This is a genomic window from Bradyrhizobium sp. STM 3809, from assembly GCF_000239795.1.
In the GTDB taxonomy this organism is placed as follows: domain Bacteria; phylum Pseudomonadota; class Alphaproteobacteria; order Rhizobiales; family Xanthobacteraceae; genus Bradyrhizobium.
Map to the genome: position 1 here is coordinate 1 of NZ_CAFJ01000635.1, position 21521 is coordinate 21521.

Below are 21521 nucleotides of genomic sequence, written 5' to 3' on the forward strand. Positions count from 1 at the left end.
GCAAGCGGCCGATGTGCGGCAAAGTAACACGACGGGCCATTCGCGCAGGGCTGCGATGCGTCGGGACGCAGCAGGTGTCAGACGGCAGAGGCGCGGATCGGCATGCCTCGACGTCACGTCTCCAGCCGGATCAGCGCGAGCCCCGACTCGGGGTCGCGAACCTTGCGCAGATGTGCCGGGCTTTCGGTGACGATCAGCTCGAGCGTCGGTCGGACGTGACCGGATCCGAGATGCCCGGCCATCGCCGAACCGTCGCGCTTGCCGACGACCAGATGCACGTGGATGGAGGGCGCGCCGTCCGGCGCCAGGGCGACGTCGCCGGTCAGCGAGGCGACCTCGACCTGCTCCTCGACGCGGTTGTCGAGATATTCCCGGTCGCCCCAGTCGAAATATTTCAGCACCACCTTCGCGAAGGCGCCGATGCCGGTGATCTCAGCCGCCGCGATGCGATTGTCGCGGGCGAAGCGGCCGAGGCAGTCCATCGCCTCGTCGCCGGTCTGCAGCACGAGCGCGAAGGTTCGCTGGCCGCCATTCTCATGAAGAAGCCGATGTTGCATGTGCCGCCGTCCTCGTCCCTGTTGCGCGCTGTCCGGTGAGCTCGCCGCGCCGCGCCATCGCGCGGATGCGATCCGCGGTCCGGCAGGCGATCGCCTGGATGGTCAGCGAGGGGTTGACGCCGCCGACGGTCGGAAACACAGAGCCGTCGCAGATCCAGAGATTGGGAATGTCCCAGCTGCGGCAATCGGCATCGACGACGCTCGCGCGCGGGTCGTCGCCCATCCGCGCCGTGCCGTTGAGGTGGCAGGTGTCGTCGTCCTGGGTCCAGATGTCCTTGGCGCCTGCGGCCTCTAGCGCGCGCGTCATGAAGGCGAGCGAATGGTCGATCAGCCGCCGGTCGTTGTCGCACCAGGAATAGGTCACGCGGGGAATGCGCAGGCCGTACTGATCGACTTCATCCGCCAGCGTGACCCGGTTGCGCTCCTGCGGCAGCATCTCGCCGACGATCTTCAGGCCGGCGACGTGATTGTAGTTGGTCATCTCCTCGACCAGGCGCGCGCCCCATAGTCCTCGCGCCTGCGCCAAGGTGTTGGCCCAGAGCTGCGGCAGCGGGCCCTGGCTCATATAGGCGTAGCCGCCGAAGAAGTCCTTGCCCTTGTCCTGGTAGTTCCAATGCTCGGTGATGGCGAGCGAGGGCGGACCCTTGTAGGAGCGGATCTCGTCGTCCATCAGGCCCCACACCGCCTGGTTGGATTGCGTCATCAGGTTCTTGCCGACGAGGCCGGAGCTGTTGGCGAGGCCGTCGCGATGGCGGTCGGTGGCCGAGTTGAGCAAGAGCCGCGGCGTTTCGATCGCATAGCCGGCGACGACGACGTTACGCGCGCGCTGGAAATGCCAGCGACCCCCGCGGTGGTAGTGGACGCCGCTGACGAGATCGTCATCGTCGACCTCGATACGGCCGACCATCGCGAGATCGCGGATTTCGGCACCGGCGGCGAGCGCGCGGGGGATCCAGGTCACGAGCGCGCTCTGCTTGGCGTTGGTCGAGCAGCCGGCGACGCAGAAGCCGCGATAGACGCAGGGGTGCGCGAGGCCGCGCGGCGCCGACAACGTCGCGAGCGGCGTCTCGGTCCAGGAGACGCCGAGCGCCTCGCACCCTTTCGCGAGCACGCGCGCGGCGGCGTTGAGCGGGTGGGCGCGATAGGGATAGCGCGGCCGCTTCGGTCCCCAGGGATAGGTGATGGGCCCTGAGATCTTCAGCGCCTGCTCGACTTCGGTGTAGTAGTTCCACATCTCGCGCCAGTCGATCGGCCAGTCGGCGCCGTAGCCGAGCAGGGTGCGCGACTTGAACCATTCGGGCCGGAAGCGCAGCGACACCATCGCGAAGTGCACCGTCGAGCCGCCGACCGCCTTGCCGCTGTTGTTGCTGCCGAGCTGCAGCGGGTTGGCGCCGTCGCTGATGCGGTCGTCGGTCCAGTACAGCTTGGTCTGCTCGGACTCGTCGGAGGCGAAGTCCTCGAGCGGCCGGAAGTAGGGGCCGGCATCGAGCGCGACGACGGAGAAGCCGTATTCGGCGAGCTTGCAGGCCAGCGTGCCGCCGCCGGCGCCGGTGCCGACGATGACGAAATCGACGGCGTCCTCGTCGCGGTGGCAGCGCATCGGTACCCAGCCGCCGGGGCGGAACACATCGGGCGCGCGGCCTTCGATGGCGCGCGGTGTTGCTTGGGGATCATCGGACATTTCAACGGACATGGCGGTTGATCCTCGCGGCCTCTTGCTCGCGGCCGGGCTCGGCTTCGGCGGGCTCCCACGGATCGCGGTCGTTGACATCGAGGCGCACATAGCCGCGCGGACTGGCGGGGCCGCCCCATCCGATCTCGCTCCACGCCGTCGGGTGGGCGTAGTAGGCGAGCACGATGTCGTGCAGCAGGCGGCGCTTGAAGAAGTCCTCGCAGCGCATGCCGCCCCAGTCGGCGGCCTTCAGCTCGCCGGCCTCGGCGTGACGGAGCAGCTCGTCCTGCGTTGCCTCTGAGAGCTCGACGAACGGCCGCTGGAACGCCGCGCGCGCCTCGGCCTCGAGCGCGCGCAGGCCGCGCCGCCAGGCGTCGCGGTGACGCGGCATGCCGTCGGCGCGGTAGCCGTCGGCGACGTCAGCGTGCAGCTTGCGATCCACCAGCGCGGCGACCGGGATCGGCGGCCGTGACGAGGGCTGCGGAACGATCCGCGCGGCGATGGCTTCGAGCAGCAGGAATTCGCTCGCCGAGAAGAACAGCGGCGTCGCCGTCACCGCCAGGCGTTCGGCGATCACCTCGCGCGTCTTGTCGTTCCACGACTCCCCGTTGCGCTTGGCGAGCACGTCGTAGTCGGGATAGCGGTTCGGAAGCGCGGGCGGGCGCGAACGGTCATGCATCGGGATGCTCCCGCATCAGCCCGAGCGCGGCGAGGCCGGCGAGCGCCAGCCCGGTGAAGCTCGGCGGCGCCGGCAGCGGCGGGCCGGCCAGGATGTTCTGGCTCCAATTGCGCCAGCCGCCCATGTTGCGCGACACGCCATAGGCGTGGAAGCCTATGCCGATGAAACCCATCGCCGCCAGCAGCCACATCCAGGCGCGTGTCAGCGGATGCGCGCGGGTCGCGTCATCGTCCGGATCGCGCGCGGCGGCGTTGAACAGCAGCGCCGCGCCGAGCGGCGGCAGCGTGACGGGCACAGCCATGAAGGGGTTGTGAAACGCGCCGCGGAAATGCAGCAGCCCGGCTTCGCCCGAGGTGCCGAGCAGCCCGGCCGCGGTGACCGCCGCGATGGTCCGCGCCGCCGGCAGGCCGAACACATGCGGCCGCCGCGCGCGGCTGGTATCGCGCACGCGCTCGGAGCAGAAGCCGAGCAGGCCCGACAGCAGGATCGCCATCGGGGCACCGAGCGGCGCGCCGTAGAACAGGTTTTGCCAGCTGAAGCCGCCGACTTTTTTCGTCACGTTGTAGACGTGGAAACCGGTGCCGATCAGGCCGGTGGCGGCGGCGAGCAGATAGCTGCCGTCGCGCAGCCGGTGCGCCCAGGGCCGCCGGTCGGCGGTGCCGTGCGCGCTCATCGCCAGCGTCAGCGCAGAGACCGCGAGCGGCGTAACCATCGCCTTGTTCTTGAACGAGCCGCGATAGTGCTCGACGCTGCTGTCGGCCAGCACCGAGGCCGCCAGCATGCCCGCGGCGCGATTGAGCCGGCGCGCGGCGCGAACCGATGCGCGCGGGTGCGGCCCTGTGCGCGGTGGCAGGCGTGCCGGCGCCGGGCTGGGGCTGGTCCGAGGTCGCGGTTGCAGCATCGCCGTCGCGGCGATGGCGGAGAGGGCGAGGCCGGCTCCCACCAGCCAATCGGTGTCGTTGCTCATGTCGTGCTCACGGCATAGCGCGCCGCATCGGCGTGCTTGAATGTCAGGCCATGGCCGGGACGGCTGAGGTCGGGACGGATCTTGCCGTCCTTCGGCTGCGGCGCGCCGTCGAACAGCATGTGCTCGATACGGACATGGTCGTGAAACCATTCGAGGTGGCGCAGCCGCGGCGCGGCGCAGGCGGCGTGCAGATGCAGGGACGGCGCGCAATGGCCGGACAGGTCGATGTGGAACGCATCGCACAGCGCGGCGATCTGCCGGAAGCCGGTGACGCCGCCGCAGCGGGTGATGTCGGCCTGCTGGACGTCGACCGCGCCGGCCTGCAGCATCGTCCGCACCTGATCGGTCGTGTAGCTGTATTCACCGGCGGCCACGTCCATGCCCGCGGGAGCGCGCTCGCGCACGAGGCGCAGTCCAGGCAGATCATCCGACGACACCGGCTCCTCGAACCAGCTCACGCCGAGATCCGAAAACGGCTGCGCCAGCCCCAACGCCTGCTTGGCGCTGTAGGCGCCATTGGCGTCGACGAACAATGCCGCGCGTTCGCCGATCGCGAGCCGCGCCACCTCGACCCGATGCGGATCGCGCGCAGGCTCGGAGCCGACCTTCATCTTGACGTAGGCGCAGCGCTGTTCGGAGACCCATCCGGCCAGTTGCCGGCGCAGTTCCTCGTCCGAATAGCTGGTGAAGCCGCCGCTGCCGTAGATCGGGACCTCCTGACGAAAGCTGCCGAGCAGCGCGCAGAGCGGCAGATCCAGCAGCCGCGCCTTGAGATCATGGAGCGCGGTATCGACAGCCGAGATCGCGGTGGCCACCAGACCCTGCCGGCCGAGGTTGCGGATCGCGTGCTGCATCGCAGCCCAGGTGTGTTCGGGCGCCAGCGCGTCGCTGCCTTCGACCAGCGGCGCGAGGGTGTCGGCGATCAGCCGCCCGATGCAGGCATGGGCATAAGTGTAGCCGATGCCGATCTTGCCGCGCGCGAACACCTCGACCAGCACGAGCGTCGTCGATGTCCAGCTGATCGTTCCATCGGCCTCGGGACGATCGGTCGGGATCTCGAAGGCGCCGACGCTGACGCTTTCAATGGGAACCGCTGCGGGCATCAGTCTTTCCCCGGCAGAATGCTGGTGACGAGCTCCTTGGCGCTGTTCTTCAGCACGCTGCCGAGCTCCGGCTCCGACGGAATCATGCTGATGAAGTTCTTGGCGTCCTTCAGCGTGATGTGCGGCGGCAAGGGTGGCACGTTCGGATCGGTATAGGCTTCGAGAATCACGGGGCGGTCGGCCGCGAGCGCCTCGTCCCAGGCGGCGCCCACCTGATCGGGATCATCGACGAAGATCCCCTTGAGCCCGATCAGCTCGGCGTAGCGATGGTAGGAGAAATCCGGGATGCTCTGCGTCGAGAGCGTCTTGCCGGTGCCGAGCTGGATGCGCTCCTCCCAGGTGACCTGGTTGAGGTCGCGGTTGTTAAGCACGAGCACGATGAGGCGCGGATTGCTCCACTCGCGCCAATATTTGCCGATCGTGATCATCACGTTCAGCCCGTTCATCTGCATCGCGCCGTCGCCCATGCAGGCGATCACGGTGCGCTCCGGATAGGCCATCTTGGCGGCCAGCGCGTAGGGCGTGCCGGCGCCGAGCGAGGCGAGGCCGCCGGACAGCGACGCCTTCATGCCACGACGGATCTTCAGGTCGCGTGCGTACCAGTTGGCGGCCGAGCCGGAATCGGCGGTGATGATCGCGTTGTCGGGCAGCCGCGGCGACAGCTCCCAGAACACGCGCTGCGGATTGAGCGGATCGGCCGAGTCCATCGCGCGGCGTTCGAGCGTTTTCCACCAGTCGCGGATGCCGTCCTCGATGCCGCTGCGCCAGCCGTCCTTCCGTTTCTGCTCCAAGAGCGGCAACAGCGCCCGCAACGTCGCCGCGCTGTCGCCGACGAGATTGACCTCCATCGGATAGCGCAGGCTGAGCCGGGTGCCGTCGATGTCGATCTGCACGCCGCGCGCGTCGCCCGGCTTCGGCAGGAACTCGCTGTAAGGGAAGGCGGAGCCGACCATCAGGAAGGTGTCGCAGGATTTCATCATGTCCCAGCTCGGCCGGGTGCCGAGCAGGCCGATCGAGCCGGTCACGAACGGCAGATCGTCGGGCACGGCGGCCTTGCCGAGCAGCGCCTTGGCGACGCCGGCCTGCAGCCGCTCGGCCACTGCGACGACCTCGTCGGTTGCGCCGAGCGCGCCGGCGCCGATAAGCATCGCGACCTTGCGCCCGCTGTTCAGCACCTCGGCCGCGGCGCGCAGCTGCGCATCCTGTGGAACCTGCGCCGGCCCGGCATAGCCGAGGCCGGTATGCGTGGTGCCGTGGGTGAGCGGCGGATCCTCATAGTCCATCTCCTGCAGATCCTTGGGCAGGATGATGCAGGTGACGGTGCGTCGGGTATGAGCGATGCGAACCGCGCGATCGACGAGATGGCGGACCTGCTCCGGCACGGTCGCCTGTTCCACATATTCGGCGACGTCCTTGAACAGCGTCTTGAGGTCGACCTCCTGCTGATAGCTCGCGCCGATCGAGGCCCGTGCGGCCTGGCCGACCAGCGCGACCACAGGGACGTGATCCATCTTCGCATCATAGAGTCCGTTCAAGAGATGGATCGCGCCGGGCCCCGACGTGGCGTAGCAGAGACCGGGCTGGCCGGTGAACTTGGCATGCGCCGAGGCCATGAACGCGGCCATCTCCTCGTGCCTCACCTGGACGTATTTCATCACGTCCTTCGCCTTGTCGAGCGCGACGTCGAGACCGCCGACACCGTCGCCGGGATATCCATAGACGCGGTGGAGACCCCATTCGGACAGGCGGTGCCAAACGAATTCGCTGACGTTCATGGACGTGATCCTCGATCGGAGGTGACGGGAGAGCGGCGCTGCTGCTGTCCATCAAACGTGCCGTGGCGGCAAACGTTGCCGCTTTAACGAGAATTCATGTTCGGAATCGAACTAACAAGGAGGCGGGTGAGCAGCGGGTTCCAATTGCAAAGACGGGTGCGAGCCGGAATGTGCGCCGCAGCGCGCCGCTTCGCCGGTCACACGGACGCGACGACACTTGATCTTGGTGAGTGTTTCGAAAACTCCACGCAACGGTCTCAAGGCTGCCCCTCGCGGTCATCGTCCGCGACAGCGGACGATCCAGTACGCCGTGACATCTCGGTTCAGTCACGTCTGCCGCGGCGTACTGGATGCTCCACCGTCGCGGAGCATGACACTGGTGGAGGTGGTGAGAGCAGACCAGAACAGCTGATCCAACAGAACGCCCCGCATCAGCGCTGTCAAATCTGCGCGATGGATGCGCTCAGGCGACGAGGTCCACCGCCGCTCCGCTCGCGTCGATCAGGTGCACGCGCTCGATGCCGGCGCGGGGCAACGCGGCGCGGATTTCGGACGGCGACATCAGGCTGAAGGCAGTGGATAGCGCGTCCGCCGCCGTGGCGTTCGCCGCGACGGTCGTCACGCTGCGGTAGCGCTGCGCGCAGGTGCCGTTGTGCGGATCGAACAGATGATTGAAGCGGCCCTCCGGATCGAAGCGGAAGCCGTAGGCGCCCGAGGTCGAGACCGCGCGGTCGACAATCGGAAGCATGGCCACCGTACGCCCGGTGTGCTCGGGGTCCTCGATCGCGACCTCCCAGGGCTGGCCGTCGGGCCGTGGCCCGATCGCGCGGGCCTCGCCCATGTCGACGAGGCTCTGCTGGATGCCTTGGAGGCGGAGGAGATCGACGATCTTGTCCGTCACATAGCCCTGCGCGATGCCGTTCAGGGTGAGCATCGTGCCGCGCGGCATCACGATGCGGTCGGGGCTGATCGAGAGCTTGGCGTAGCCGACGCGCGCCAGCGCGTCGCGCACGGCCGCGAATGGCGGACCGTGCGGATCGGCATCGGGGCGCGAGAAATGATCGGCGTAGAGCGTCCAGAGCGGCTGCACGGTGGCATCGAAGCGGCCATTGGTCAGCTCCGCATAGCGCTGCGACCGCGCGAGGATGTCGATCAGTTCCGGGGCCGGATCGAGCAGCACGCCCGTGCGATTCAATGCGACCAGCGCCGAATCCGCCAGGTAAAGGCTGAACAGCCGCTCCAGCCGGCGCGCCTCGGTGATCGACAGTGCGATCAGGCGCTCCGCTTCACCGCGGTCGTGATGGTGCAGCTTGATGGTCGCAACGGCGCCGAGCAAGGTGCCGCGCCACTCGACCAGGCCGGCATCGGCATTCGCGCGAGAGATCTCCGACGCAGCGATCGAGAGGCCGGCGATAGCGCCGCTGATCTGGAGGAAGCGTCGGCGCGAGAAGTGATGGGTCATGACGGGCACCTCAATTGGCCTTCCCAGCATCCGGCTCGGCTGCGCCGGTGCTCTCCTCCGCCGAGCTCAGCACGTAGTCGCGTGGCACCTCGCTGAAGCTGACGACGCGGCCGCCATGCTCGGCGGCGAAGCGTTCGGCGGTCGCGCGCTCCGAGAACGGCACTGCCTCGTCGCTGCCCATGCCGCTCTTCAGCCGGCTGCCGATCACGAACAGCGCCGTGCGCGCCTCGATCCAGTTGTCGGCGCCCGGATTGTCCCAGCTCGTGGCCCTGCCCATGTCGGAGACGTAGATCGCCTGGATGTCCTTGGGCTCGTCGGGCAGCATCGTGAAGGCGATGGCGTCGCGCGCCGAGGAGAACCACACCGGCTCGATCAGGCTGGCGGCGAAGATCTGGCCCTTGGGGCCGGAATGCTCGAGCAGGTTCATGCCGCAATAGTGCCCGATCGCCTGCTGCGTCAACTTGATCGGTGGCGGCGGCGCGGCAGCCTGCTTGTCGTTGCAGCCGGCGAGCGCGAAGCCGGCGACGAGCGCGCAGGCGAGAGCGAGGCGTTTCATAGCTCCCTCCGGGAGAAGGCCAGCGTGGCGCCGGCGAGGGGGATCAGGGTCCACAGCACGAGCGCTGCCAGCAGCGCCCGCACCGACAGCGTGCTGCTCGCGGCGAGTCCGGCCATGCCGGAGAACAGGCTGACATTGGCGAAGCCGGTCAGGTTGAGCAGCCGGTAGGCGTCGGCCGGATTGAGCAGCAGCAGCGCGCTCAGCACGCCGCCGGAGATGTTGCGGCCCTGGTCCAGCACCAGAAGGCCGAGCAGCGCCATGTCGTAGATCAGCACCAGCGCCAGCCACAGTCCGATGCACAACCCCGCAGCCGTGCCGCGGTCGCGCACCACGGCGCTGACGAGATAGCCGATCGCCACGAACACGGCGCCGAGCAGGACGGACGAGCCGATCATCGCGGCGAAAGCGGCGAGGCCTTCGGCATCGAAGCTGCTGCCGCCGATCAGCAGCGCCACGGCGGCAGCGCCATAGCCGAGGCAGGTGGCGAAGGCGAGCACGGCGAGGTGGCCGAGGAACTTGCCGAGCAGCACCTGCCAGCGCGCGATCGGGTAGCTCAGCAGCAGCAGCATGGTGCCGCGCTCCATGTCGCCGACGATGGCGTCATGCGCGATCAGGAGCGCGATCAGCGGGATCAGGAAGATCGTCAGGCTCGACAGGCTGACGATGACGACATCGAGCGCGCGGGCGCCGACCGTGCCGGTCGGTGCGCTGCCGAGGAAGGTCAGCGACAGCGCCAGGCCGGCCAGCAGCAGCGTCGCCGCCAGCACCCAGCGATTGCGGATCGCCTGCTGGATTTCCTTGGCCGCGATGGTGATCAGGCCGGTCATTGCGGGGGCTCCGCGTGGCGCAGGAAATGCGCGTAGAGCTCGTCGAGATTGGGCGGGATGAGCTCGAGGTCCTGCACGGCGCTGCCGTCGGCGGTCGCACGGTGCAGCAGATCGATCTTGTCGTCCGGCGCCGCGTCGATCTCGACGATGTGGCCGTTGATCCGGCGATAGGTTGCGGCGGCGGGAAGCCAGGCCGGAGGACCCGAGGGCGGCAGCTCGGCGACCTTGAGCCGGATGCGCGTCGGCAGCCGCGCCAGGCGACGGAGCTCGTCGAGCGTGCCGTCGGCGACCTTGAGGCCGCGGTTCATGATGATGACGCGCCCGGCGCGCTCCTCCAGCTCGGTCAACGCATGCGAGGACAGCAGCACCGTGGTGCCCTCGGCCGCGAGCCGCTGGATGACCTCGTAGAAGGTCTGGCGCAGCTCCGGGTCGAGCCCGGTGGTCGGCTCGTCGAGCAGCAGCACGCGCGGCCTTCCGATCAGCGCCTGCGCCAGGCCGAGGCGCTGGCGCATGCCCTTGGAGTAGGTGTTGACGCGGCGCCTGGCGGCCTCGCCGAGGCCGACGACATCGAGCAGCGCCAGCGCATCGTTCACCGGCTCGCGCTTGAGCCTGGCATAGAACGCCTGGGTCTCGCGGCCGGTGAGGGCGGCGTCGAAGGCGACGTTCTCCGGCAGATAGCCGAGCTGCCGGCGCGCGGAGAATTCGCCCGCGGCGGGATTCCCGCCGAGCACGGCGACCGCGCCGCGAGTGGGCCGGATCAGGCCGAGCATCATCTTCATCAGCGTGGTCTTGCCGGCGCCGTTGTGGCCGATCAGCGCCACCATCTCGCCGTCAGCGAGATCGAACGACACGCCCTTCACGGCTTCGACCTGGCCGTAGTGCTTCACCACATCGGCGACATGAACGGTGGCGCTCATCGGGGCGTGCTCCCTGCAGCGGTGCGGCGCACGGGCGGCGACATCAGGGGATGACTGTCGACGACGCCGCCAGGCAGGATCGCCGGGAATTGCGCCTGCGCCCAGCGGATCACCTGCACCGCCGGGCTGTTGATCAGCACCTTGGCGGCGGGCGCCGTCCACAGCACGCGGTCGATCAGGTCGTTCGGGCGGTAGGCGGTGTCGGCGATGCCGTCGCCGTTGAGATCGAAGCCGGGATTGTCGCTCCAGTAGTTGCCGCGGCCGTTCTTCGACCAGTCGAGATGGCGGGTGCCGACATATTTGATCTGGCTGGCGTTGTTGACGAAGGCGTTGCCGCGGATGTCGTTGCCCTCGGAGCCGGCGGTGAAGTGCACGCCGATCTCGCAGCCTTCGAACCAGTTGTCGGTGATGCGGTTGTTGTTGGTGTTGTAGACGAACACGCATTTCTCCGGACCCGGGCGAAGGCCGCCGGTGGGCGCCGCCGCACGCGTCTCGGTCTGCGGCACGCCTTCGTCGGCGCCGCGGTTCTCGGCGGTGGCCCAGCGCTCGGCCGGCTGCAGGCCGCCGATGACGCTGTTGCCGGAGATCTGCGAGCCGTTGGTGGCATTGAACAGCATGCCGCGATCGCGGTCGTGGTCGGAGACGTTGTCTCGTACAATGAGGTTCTTCGAGAACATCATCGCGTAGCCGATGATGTTGCGGGTCGAGACGTTGCCGGTGATCTCGCCGTCATTGGCGTACATGTAGTGGACGGCGAAGCGCAGGTCGCTGAAGCGGTTGCGGCTGAAGACGTTGTTGCGGCTGGCGATGGCGAACACGCCGTCGCGGCCGTAGCGGATGTCGTTGTCGATCACCTCGGCGCCCGGCGCGTTCCACACCGAGACGCCGTTGCCGGCGCCGCCGGGCTGCGTCGCGCGCAGGCCGATGATGCTGTTGTGGCGCACGCGCGCATTTGCAGAGCCGTGCAGATAGACGCCGAACAGATTGCCGTCGATGTGATTGTTCTCGATCAGCGTGTCGTGCGCGGCCTGCTCGACGAAGATCCCGGAATCCATCTGCTCCAGCGAGCGGCCGGAGCCGCGGATGGTCAGGCCGCGGATCACCGTGCCCGGCGCGGTCACGGTGATGACGCTGCCCTGGCCGTCACCGGTGATCGTCGTCCCCGGAGCGCCGGCCAGGGTGAGCCGGTGCGTGACGCGCAGCGGCCCGCGATACGTGCCATCCGCCAGCGAAATCTCGTCGCCCTCGGCGGCACGATCGAGCACGCCTTGCAGGTCATCGGTCCCGGCAGCGACCTGCAGCGTCGCCGCGCGAGCAGGCAGGGCGAGGCCGGCGGCGAGAAGCGCCGCCAGCCCCGATGTCGTGATCTGGCGCATCCGCCGCATCCTCAGGCGTTCCGCGGCGCGACCAGCATGCGGCCGCGCATTTCCATGTGCATGGCGTGGCAGAACCACGTGCAGAAATACCAGTAGACGCCGGGCTTGTCGGCGATGAACGTCACCGACGAGGTCTGCTGCGGATCGATCTCCATGTTGACGCCGTAGTTGACGATGCAGAAGCCGTGCGTGAGGTCCTCGACCTCGTCGATGTTGGTGACATAGACCGTTACCTCGTCGCCCTGCCTGACCTCGAACTTCTCGAGCGCATAGGCCGGCGCGCTGGACCACATGTAGACGCGCACCTTGTTGCCGTCGCGGATCACCTTGGCGTCGCTCTCCAGGGTGACGCCGTCGGCCGCCGCCTGCTTGCGGGCGTCGGCGAAGAACGGATCGTCGCGCTTCCAGATCGAGGTCACGCGGCCCTCGAGCTTGGAACGGTGCACGATCACGGCGTCATGCGGCTCGGCGAAGCTCGGGCCGTCATGCACCAGCTCCATCTTGTCGCCGGAGATGTCGATCAGCTGATCGTTCTCGGGCTTCAACGGGCCGACGTTCAGGAAGCGGTCCTTGGAGAACTTGTTCAGCGACAGCAGCCATTTGCCGTCGGCTTCCTTGGTCTCGCCCATCGAGGAATGGTTGTGGCCCGGCTGATACTGGACGTCGAGCTTCTGGATGATCGGGTTGACCTTCTCGCCCTTGAAGGCGCGCTTGGCGAGGTCGATGCTCCATTTGCAGACCTGGCTGTCGAGGAACAGCGTGGTGTAGGCGTTGCCGCGGCCGTCGAAGGCGGTGTGCAGCGGCCCAAGGCCGAGTTCCGGCTCGGCCACGACGATGTCGCGCGGCTTGATCTTGTCGTCGAACAGGCCGTCGATCAGGCGCACATCCATGACAGTCACCGTCGGCGCCAGCTTGCCGTTGGCGACGACGTGGATGCCGTCCGGGCACGTGTTGAGACCATGCGGACTGTTGGAGACCGGCACGTAGCGGGTGTAGGGCGAGCCCTTGCGGCCGTCGATCACGGGAACGCCGTTCATCTCCTTGAAGTCGCCCTTCTTGACGGCCTCCTCGATGCGCTTGATGTTGAAGATCGTCACCCAGTCCTGCTCGCTCGCCGTCATCTCGGCCAGCGTCACGCCCTTCTCGGAATTGTAGCAGGTCGAGAACACGTATTTGCCCTGGTAGTCGCAATCGGTGTTGTCGAGATTGCCGTCGACGATCACCTGCCAGGCGACCTTCATCGTGTCGCCGTCGACCGCCGAGAACATCGACCAGTATTTCGACTTGTCGTCGAGCACCTTGCCGTCGTTCGGGAGCGGCACCTCATATTCGCCGTTGCAGAACACGTAGCCGGTGCGAGGGAACTTCTGCGGCCGCATGCCGTGGATGGTGTACTGGTTCGGCAGCTCGATGATCTTGTCGCACTTCATCACGTCGGTGCGGATGCGGGCAAGGCGGGTGTTGGCCTTGTCGTTGATGAAGATGTAGCGGCCGTCATAGGTGCCGTTGGTGAACGACATGTGCGGATGGTGGGTGTCGCCGTTCATCCAGATGCCGAGCCTGTCCTTGAGCCGCTCGCGCGTCTCCGGCAGCAGCCCCTCGGTCATGATCTTGCGGCTCTCGTTGGTCTGGCCCCAGCCGGTGGCGCTGCAGCGGTTGAACACGGGAATGCGCATCAGCTCGCGCATCGAGGGCATGCCGACGATGCGCAGCTCGCCGGTCTGGCCGGAGGAGAAGAACACGTAGTATTCGTCGAGCTGGCCCGGTGCCACCTCGGCCTTGCCCTGCGCGGGACGCGACTGCGCCGCGGCCGGCGTGGTCTCGAGGCTCTTGCCGAGGCCGATGCTGCCGGCCACGCCGGCCGCCCCGAGCGCGGCGGTGCCGACGATCTGCCGGCGGCTGAGTTTGGTCTGGTCGTCGTCGTGCGTCATCGTCGTCTCCTCATGATGGGCGAGTGTGATCGTTGGGGGTGGCCGGGGCCGTCAGCGGCTGGCCGGCATGGGTGATGAGCGTCTTCGGCCCGGCTTTTGCGGCGCGCATCGACGGCGACGACATCGCCTCGAACTTCTCGCGCTTCAGTCGCACCTGGATCATGTGGGGGCAGCGCTGGTCGTCGTAGTAGAGCTCCTGGCAATGCATGCAGTAGATGCATTCATTGACGTTGATGTGCCCCTCGGGATGGATCGACTGCACCGGGCATTCCTTGGCGCAGCGCTGGCACGGCGAGCCGCACTCCTTCCAACGGCGCAGCCATTCGAAGGTGCGGATGCGGCCGGGAATGGCGAGCGCGGCGCCGAGCGGGCACAAATAGCGGCAGAAGAAGCGCTCGATGAACAGGCCGATGCCGAGCAGCGCGACGGCGTAGAGGACGAACGGCCAGCTGCGCGCGAATTTCAGGACGATCGCGGTCTTGAACGGCTCGACCTCGGCGATCTGCTCGGCGAGCGCCACCGAGTACAGCGACAGACCGAACAGGCCGAGGAAGATGATGTATTTGATCGGCCAGAGCCGCTCGTGCAGGCCCCAGGGTACGGTGATCTGCGGCACCTTCAGCCACTTCGCGACCGTGTTGGTCAATTCCTGCAGCGCGCCGAACGGACACAGCCAGCCGCAGAACGGCCCGCGGCCCCAGAACAGCAGGCCTGCCGCGGTGGCCGCCCACAGGATGAAGATCAGCGGCGCGGCGAGGAAGAACTCCCAATGGAAGCCGGTCAGCAGCGCATTGGTGAAGGTGACGACGTTGACGACCGAGAGCTGCGCGTTGGCGTACCAGCCGAGCCACACCAGCACGAACAGGAGATAAGCGCGTCGGACCCAGGTGTAGAGCAGGGGACGGCGCACCAGCACGTTCTGGAAGAAGAAGATGCCAGTGAGGACTGCGAGTGCGAAGGCGGTGATGCCGATGGTCACGGTCTGGGTGCGCCAGATCCGCATCCACAGCGGTTCCTCCGTCTCGTCGACCGAGGTTTGCGCCGTCGCAGCCGGCGCGGGTTGGGCCGCGGGCGCCGCCGCCGGCGGAGGGGCCGCGCGCGTCTCGCGCTTCAGATAAACGTCGGGCAGGGTGTAGTTGAGGTCGAAGGTGAGGAACGCCTTGTCGCGGCTGCCGGTGGCGCGCTGCACCAGGAGCTGCAGTTGCCAGGGCTCGGTCGGATCGAGCGTGAATTCGGGCGGCGTGACGAACAGTCCGATCTCGCGCAGCGCCGGAGCGCCTGCCGCCTCCAGCGCGCCGAGCCGGGTATGGTTCTTGTCGCGGAACCGCGTGCTCGCGCCCTCCTGCAGCACCTCGATGCGGTCGAAGATGCCGCCGCGGACATAGGCCGAGCCCTTGAACGAATAGGCGCCGTCGCCGGCGACGATGATCGCCTGCTGCCCCGGCTGCAGCCGGGCCTTGAGCCGCTGATAGCCGTCGTCGCCGAGCAGGCTGCGGCCGATGCTCGGCACGCTGGCGAGCGCGACATAGAGGTCGATGAAGGTGTCGTCCGTATTGCCAGGTTCCGGGTTCTGCGCGGCGGCGGCATTGCCCGATTTCGCGAAGGCATCGTTGACGTCGCCGATGCTGAGGTGCAGCCGCCGCACCGAGCCGTCGCCGAGCAGGCTCGCCCAGTCGCGGATCTCGCTCTTGTCGGGATCGATCGTCTTGATCGCGCTCGGCTGCGCGGCGGTTGCGGTTGCCGCGCTCGCGCCGATGCGGCCGCTGCGGATCAGGCGGATCGCGGCGCGCACGATGCTGTCATGCATGACCAGCACGGTCACCGTCGCGCCGGAGACGATGTCGGCCTGCGGCGGATGCTCGGCGCCTTGCGCGATCGGCGTGATGTCCTTGCCGAGCAGGCCGTTCAACGCGCCGACGATGCGCGGCTCGGGAATGCCGATCAGCACGATCGGTTCCTTGTGGTCGACCAGCTTCAACCCGGTGATGACGCCCTTCGGATCGATGCCGACGAGGATATGGATCGGCTTGCCGGAGTAGCCGACCGCGTTGGCGAAATCGGAGTTGAGATAGACGTAGCCCTTGAGCTGATCGCCGCGATAGACGGGGGCGATCGGCGGATCGCCTTGCGGCGCGCCGAAGCGATCCGCGTCGGGTACAACATCGGCCGGCGTGATCTTCGACAGATAAGTCGCGAGATCGCTGGCCGCATGCGCCGTGCGCGGCGCTGCGATCAGGCAGAGCGCGATGATGACGGCTGCGATGGCAGCAGCCATGCGTCCCCGTTTGGTGGCGACATCACTCGCAACCATGATCACCTCAAGCGGAACCGGCCCGCCCAGGACGCGTATTCCTATCAGTACTGTGTCTGGGAAAGAGGGATCGTCGCCGTTGGCGACCCCCAAGCAAATCGAGCCAACCTAAATTGACTCCTGATCCTGCCAGATGTCTAGTGGGTCCCGGTACGACCAACGTTGCGCTGGATCAAACAGCCCCGACACGCAAGCAGGCCCATCCGTCATGTTGTTGTCACGAACGCTTCTGCTCAAGTCGGAACCGGCTGGGACCCTGCAGTCTCTCGATGAGATGTTTGCACTGGCGAATGCGATGGAGCAGGAGGCCGCGGCGCGCTACGAGGAACTGGCGACGGAGATGGCGCGTCAGGACCGTGGCGATCTGGCGAAAGTGTTTTCTGATCTGGCCGCAGCCGAGCGCGAGCATGTCGACAGCGTCGCGACATGGTCGCACGCGCGAACCGGCCGCGCGCCGGATGCGTCGCTGGTGCGCTGGCAGCCGCCGGAGACGTTCGATCCCGATGCCGTCGCGGAGATCGAGAGCTCGCATCTGATGACACCGTACCGCGCGCTGTCGATGGCGGTGCGCAACGAGGAGCGGGCCTTTGCGTTCTGGTCCTATCTCGCGGCATATGCCGACAATGCCGAGGTCAGGACCGCGTCGGAGGCGATGGCGCGCGAGGAGCTCGGCCACGTCGCAACGCTGCGCAAGGAGCGGCGCCGCGCCTATCATCGCGAGCATGACGCCAAGCGCGCGTCGTCGGCTGTGACGTCCGGCGAGTCTGTTACAGCAGGTCGGCTCGAGCATCGCCTCGCCGAACTGCTCGGCGCGATGGCTGCGCGCCGTCGCGGTGCGCAGGCCGATCGTCTGCGTGCGCTCGCGCAGGACGCCGCGACGATGGCGACCGATGCCGCTGACATGATCCATCTGCCGGGCGCGCTCGCGCAGGCAGACGCGGCGGTCATCGCCGAAGCGCTCGCGGATGCCTATCTCGACCACGCCGAGCGTGCGACGGAGCCAGCCCAGCTCGATCGGCTGCAGCGGCTCGCTGCGCAGGCGATCGCGCGGCTCGCCTGGCTGCGCTCGCTTTCGTGAGCAGATAAGACAGCCGTCGATCAGGCCACGGCGGCGTCTGCGTCTCGCTTCGCCGGCACATCGGCAACGAAGCGGCCGAAGCGCAGCGCGAGCGTCGGCAGCACCAGGAGGTTCAGCACCATCGAGGTCAACAGGCCGCCGAGGATGACGATGGCCATCGGCCCCTCGATCTCGCGGCCCGGCTCGCCGGCGCCGAGCGCGAGCGGCAGCAGTCCGAGGCCGGTCACCAGCGAGGTCATCAGGATCGGAACCAGGCGGTCGGCGGCGCCGGCGATCGCGGTCTCCAGGCCCCAGCTGCGGCCTTCCTTGCTCACCAGATGCTCGTAATGCGAGATCATCAGGATCGAGTTGCGCAGCGCGATGCCGAACAGCGTGACGAAGCCGATCATCGAGCCCAGCGACAGCACGGCTCCGGTCAATGCGACCGCGATGACGCCGCCGACGAAGGCGAACGGCAGGTTGATCAGAACCAGCACGAGGTTGCGCCAGTGGCCGGTGACGAGCGACAGCAGCAGCACGATGCCGGTGGTGGCCAGCAGCGAGTTGATCATGAGGTCGCGCCGCGACTTGGCCTGCGCCTCCGCCGCGCCGGTGAACTCGACATGCGCCCCCGGCGGCAGCTTGACCTCCTTGGCGATCTTGCGCTTGGCGGCGGCGACGAAGGATTCGAGATCGCGTTCGCTCACATTGGCGGTCACCGTCTGCACGCGCTGGCCGTTGCGATGGAGCACGACGTAGCGCCCGGCCGTGCCGTAGACGTCGGCGACCTGCTTCAGCAGGATGTACGCGCCGCTCGGCGTGCGGATCGGCATGTTGCCGATCTCGGTGGGCCGCGCGCTGGCCTCGGGATCGAGCTTGACGATGACGTTGAAGACGACGTTGCCCTCATAGGCCTGGCCGACGATGTCGCCCTGATAGGCGGTGCGGATCAGCTCCAGCACCTCCACCGCGTCTAGGCCCCAGGACTGCAGATCGGTCGGGCGCAGGGTCACGTTGACCTGCGGCATGCCCGGCGGCGACTGCTGCTGGATGTCGATCGCGCCCCAGACCTCGCCGAGCTCGCGCGCGACGTCGCTCGCCGCGCGCTCGAGATCGTCGAGATCGGGACCGAAGATGTTGATGACGACCGCGGCGTTGAAACCGGACAGCGTCTCCTCGATGCGCTCGGTGAGATACGTCTTGATCGACAGGTTGATGCCGGCGAAGTTGGCGAGCGCGGCGCGGATGTTCTGCTCCGCACGCTCCTGCGCGTCGCCGGACAGGCCGGGCTTCAGGTCGACCTCGATCTCGCTCGAATGCGTGCCCGCGGTATCGATGCCGGCCTCGGCGCGTCCGGCGTGCTGGGCGACGCTTCGCACCTCCGGCACCTCGCGCAGCGCCGCGGCGATCAAGCTGCCGAGCCGCAGCGATTCGTCGAGCGAGGTGCCCGGCAAGGTCGAGACGTGCAGGATGAGATGGCCTTCCTTCAGGTCGGGCAGGAAGGTGCCGCCGAACCACGGCACCAGGGCGGCGCCGCCGATCGTCACGAGCAACGCAGCCGTCGTCACCAGCTTGGGGAAGCGGCTCAAGCCGCGCAGCAGGCGCTCGTAGGACCGGCGCGACCAGCGCACCAGCGGCGGCTCGCGGCTCGCGCGGGGCTTGCGGCCGGCGAGCAGCATCATCGACAGCGCCGGGGTCACCGTCAGCGCCACGAGCAGCGAGGCCACGACGGCGAGGATGTAGGCGATGCCGAGCGGGCCGAACAGCCGCCCGGCGAGGCCCGGCAGCGCCAGGATCGGAACGAACACCAGCAGCACGGCGAAGGTGGCATAGGCCACCGCGCTGCGCACCTCGAGCATGGCGTCATAGACGACGCGCGCCTCGTTGCGCGGCGATGGCCCAGCGCGGTTCTCGCGCAGCCGGCGCACGACGTTCTCGACCCCGATCACCGCATCGTCGACCACCTCGCCGATCGCGATCGCCAGGCCGCCGAGCGTCATCGTGTCCAGGCTCTGACCCATCCATTGCAGCACGAGCACGGCGGAGAACAGCGACAGCGGGATCGCGGTGCAACTGATCAGCGACGTCCGCCAGTCGTAGAGGAACAGGAACAGCACGATGATGACCAGTGCGCCGCCGATCAGCAGCGCGAACAGCACATTCTCGATCGCGGTGTCGATGAAGGTCGCCGGACGGAACAGATCGGCGTGCAGCCGCACCTTGTCGCTCTCCAGCGCCGGCCGCAGCTCCTGCAGCGCGGCCTCGACCCGCGCGGCGACATTGCGCGTGTTGGCGCCAAATTGCTGGCTGATCATCATCATCACGCCGGGCTCACCGTTGATCAGCGCGCCGCCGATCGGCGGCTCCGGCGCATTGACGACGGTGGCGACGTCGCCGAGCACGACGCTGGCGCCGCCCTGGTGCGTCAGCACGGTGCGCGCGAGCTGCTCGGGCGTCAGCGACTGGCCTTGCGTCTGCAGGATGACGCGCTGGTTGGCGGTGTCGACGAAGCCGGCGCCGCGCACGCCGGTGGCCTTGCGGGCGGCTGCGAGAACGTCGTTCATGCCGACGCCGAACCGCACCATGTCGTCGCTGCGCACCTGCACCTGCAGCGATCGGATGTCGCGGCCATAGGTCGTGACCTGCGCCACGCCGGGCACGGCCAGCAGCCGCCGGCTCACGGTCCAGTCGGCGATGGTGCGCAGGTCCATCAGCGAGCGCTGCCCGGAGGTCAGCCCGATCGCGAGCACGGTGCCGGCCGCGGGCACCAGCGGCGTCATCGACGGCGCCCGCACGCCCTGCGGCAGGTTGGAGGCGACCACCGCCAGCCGCTCGGTCACCAGCTGCCGCGCCGTGAACACGTCGGTGCCGGCCTGGAAGATCACGGAGATCACCGAGAGGCCCTGGATCGACGATGAACGCATGCTCTCGATGCCGGGCAGGCCGTTGATCGATGTCTCGATCGCCTGCGTCACCAGCACCTCGACCTGCTCGGGGCTCAGTCCCGGCGCCTCCGTCTGGATCGACACCTGGGGCGGGGCGAAGTCGGGGAAGACGCCGTAGCGGGCGCCGCCGAGCGAAACCACGCCATAGCCGAGGATGGTGCAGGCCAGCGCCAGCACCACGCCCCGAAACCGGATCGCGAACGAAATCAGCGCCGCCTGCGGCCCGGTCATGGCCGCGCCGAGGCCTTCGACACCACGGCCCTCAATCATCGTCGCCGCCGCCGCGCAGCTCGCTCTTGGCTTCTTCGGACAGCAGCACCTGCGCGCCGCGCATCACGATCTCCGAGCCTGGCGGAATGTCTTGCACGACATAGTCGTCGTCGGAAATCGGCTGGTCGGTACGGATCGGGTGCCGCTTGAACGTCTCCGGGCCGGCGCGCAGATAGACCCAGGCGCGGCCCTGCCATTGCACGATCGCGGTGTCCTCGACGAACACGCCTTCGTAGGATTTGCCCGACGGAACGTAGGCTATGGTGTTCATGCCGGGCAGCAGCCCGCTGTCCCCGGCCGCGACGAAGTAGTAGCTCACGCCCTGGATGCGCGGGTCCGTCCGGGTCGCCGGCGAGAGGTAGCGGAGCTCGATATTGGCGCTCCGGGTGGGTGCCTGGGCCAGCGCCGAGCGCGGCGGCTCCGCCAGCATCACGCCCGGCGGCAGCGTGACCTGCACCAGCAATTGCTCGCGCTCGATCAGTTGCACCACCTGCGGCGAACGCTCGATGATGCCTCGTCCGATCACCGCGCCCCATTCCTGCCGCGCGGTGGCCATCAGGGTCTTGACCTGCGATTCCGCAGCGGCGAGCGCAGCCTGGTCGGTGCGGAACGTGCCCTCGGCGGCTTCCGCGTCCTTGCGCGGCATCGCCGCCGATTGAACCAGGTCACGGGCGCGCTCGAAGGCCAGCTTGGCGACATCCAGTTTCGCCTGCGCCGTCTGCAATTGGGCCTGGGCATTGGCGTAACTGTTGGCGAGTTCGGTCAGCCTTGCGACGTCCAGCACCGTGCCGTAGGCGCGAAACTGCTCGGGATGTGATTCCGCGGCCAGCACCGCCGTCTGCAGTCCGATCTGGCTCTGTTGCGTTGCAGAAAGCTTGACGGTCGCGGGTTCGCGGCCTGCCGTCTCGGCCCGCGCGGGTCCGGTCCACAACGGGCAGATCAGTGCGAGCAGCATTGCACCGCAGACGGCCGCAGCTCTCATCGGATGCCAAACCATGCAGTCCCCATCCGATCGGAGAGCGTCCGGGCGACGTTGTTGTCATTAGGAAAACAGCTACTTCAGCTTCCCGGGTGTTTCAAGCAGCCGGCTCGGGAGGACGGTTGCCGCACTGCGGT

General features: G+C 67.9%; 16 protein-coding genes. 1 reads left to right on the forward strand and 15 read right to left on the reverse strand.

What is annotated here, in order from left to right:
* Positions 1-113: 113 nt before the first annotated feature.
* From BRAS3809_RS28315 to BRAS3809_RS28375, 13 genes are all read right to left on the reverse strand, one after another.
* Positions 114-557 (reverse strand): PPC domain-containing DNA-binding protein, encoded by a 444-nt coding sequence (locus tag BRAS3809_RS28315; RefSeq protein ID WP_008965438.1) that lies wholly within the window; start codon positions 555-557, stop codon positions 114-116.
* Positions 535-2238 carry a GMC family oxidoreductase gene (locus BRAS3809_RS28320; RefSeq protein ID WP_008965439.1) on the reverse strand — a complete coding sequence of 568 codons (1704 nt, stop codon included), beginning with the start codon at positions 2236-2238 and terminating at the stop codon, positions 535-537. Before BRAS3809_RS28320 ends, BRAS3809_RS28315 begins: the two co-directional genes overlap by 23 nt.
* A gap of 1 nt (position 2239) precedes the next feature.
* Positions 2240-2908, reverse strand: coding sequence for a gluconate 2-dehydrogenase subunit 3 family protein (locus BRAS3809_RS28325; RefSeq protein WP_008965440.1), 669 nt, complete (start codon positions 2906-2908; stop codon positions 2240-2242).
* Positions 2901-3875 (reverse strand): hypothetical protein, encoded by a 975-nt coding sequence (locus BRAS3809_RS28330; RefSeq protein WP_008965441.1) that lies wholly within the window; start codon positions 3873-3875, stop codon positions 2901-2903. Before BRAS3809_RS28330 ends, BRAS3809_RS28325 begins: the two co-directional genes overlap by 8 nt.
* Positions 3872-4978 (reverse strand): enolase C-terminal domain-like protein, encoded by a 1107-nt coding sequence (locus BRAS3809_RS28335; protein ID WP_008965442.1) that lies wholly within the window; start codon positions 4976-4978, stop codon positions 3872-3874. The genes BRAS3809_RS28330 and BRAS3809_RS28335 overlap by 4 nt, the downstream gene beginning before the upstream one ends.
* Positions 4978-6753: a thiamine pyrophosphate-requiring protein gene (locus tag BRAS3809_RS28340; RefSeq protein ID WP_008965443.1), complete on the reverse strand. Its 1776-nt coding sequence runs from the start codon at positions 6751-6753 to the stop codon at positions 4978-4980. Before BRAS3809_RS28340 ends, BRAS3809_RS28335 begins: the two co-directional genes overlap by 1 nt.
* A 463-nt stretch (positions 6754-7216) precedes the next feature.
* Positions 7217-8215: an FAD:protein FMN transferase gene (locus BRAS3809_RS28345; RefSeq protein WP_008965444.1), complete on the reverse strand. Its 999-nt coding sequence runs from the start codon at positions 8213-8215 to the stop codon at positions 7217-7219.
* 10 nt (positions 8216-8225) lie between these two features.
* A complete protein-coding gene (locus BRAS3809_RS28350; protein ID WP_008965445.1) occupies positions 8226-8771 on the reverse strand; it encodes a nitrous oxide reductase accessory protein NosL in 546 nt (181 codons plus the stop codon).
* Positions 8768-9598 carry an ABC transporter permease gene (locus BRAS3809_RS28355; RefSeq protein WP_008965446.1) on the reverse strand — a complete coding sequence of 277 codons (831 nt, stop codon included), beginning with the start codon at positions 9596-9598 and terminating at the stop codon, positions 8768-8770. Before BRAS3809_RS28355 ends, BRAS3809_RS28350 begins: the two co-directional genes overlap by 4 nt.
* Positions 9595-10515, reverse strand: coding sequence for an ABC transporter ATP-binding protein (locus BRAS3809_RS28360; RefSeq protein WP_008965447.1), 921 nt, complete (start codon positions 10513-10515; stop codon positions 9595-9597). The genes BRAS3809_RS28355 and BRAS3809_RS28360 overlap by 4 nt, the downstream gene beginning before the upstream one ends.
* Positions 10512-11900 carry a nitrous oxide reductase family maturation protein NosD gene (locus BRAS3809_RS28365; RefSeq protein ID WP_008965448.1) on the reverse strand — a complete coding sequence of 463 codons (1389 nt, stop codon included), beginning with the start codon at positions 11898-11900 and terminating at the stop codon, positions 10512-10514. Before BRAS3809_RS28365 ends, BRAS3809_RS28360 begins: the two co-directional genes overlap by 4 nt.
* 2 nt (positions 11901-11902) lie before the next feature.
* Positions 11903-13822: a TAT-dependent nitrous-oxide reductase gene (gene nosZ, locus BRAS3809_RS28370; RefSeq protein ID WP_008965449.1), complete on the reverse strand. Its 1920-nt coding sequence runs from the start codon at positions 13820-13822 to the stop codon at positions 11903-11905.
* 10 nt (positions 13823-13832) lie between these two features.
* Positions 13833-16133 (reverse strand): NosR/NirI family protein, encoded by a 2301-nt coding sequence (locus BRAS3809_RS28375; RefSeq protein WP_035659157.1) that lies wholly within the window; start codon positions 16131-16133, stop codon positions 13833-13835.
* Positions 16134-16341: 208 nt separating this feature from the next.
* Here BRAS3809_RS28375 and BRAS3809_RS28380 point away from each other — a divergent pair, with 208 nt between their 5' ends.
* Positions 16342-17211: a ferritin-like domain-containing protein gene (locus BRAS3809_RS28380; RefSeq protein WP_008965451.1), complete on the forward strand. Its 870-nt coding sequence runs from the start codon at positions 16342-16344 to the stop codon at positions 17209-17211.
* Between the two features lie 20 nt (positions 17212-17231).
* Here the strand turns inward: BRAS3809_RS28380 and BRAS3809_RS28385 are convergent, their stop codons facing one another.
* Together BRAS3809_RS28385 and BRAS3809_RS28390 are read right to left on the reverse strand one after the other, a co-directional pair.
* Complete coding sequence (locus BRAS3809_RS28385; RefSeq protein WP_008965452.1) at positions 17232-20405, reverse strand: efflux RND transporter permease subunit; 3174 nt, start codon at positions 20403-20405, stop codon at positions 17232-17234.
* Positions 20398-21402: an efflux RND transporter periplasmic adaptor subunit gene (locus tag BRAS3809_RS28390; protein WP_008965453.1), complete on the reverse strand. Its 1005-nt coding sequence runs from the start codon at positions 21400-21402 to the stop codon at positions 20398-20400. The genes BRAS3809_RS28385 and BRAS3809_RS28390 overlap by 8 nt, the downstream gene beginning before the upstream one ends.
* Positions 21403-21521: the final 119 nt, after the last annotated feature.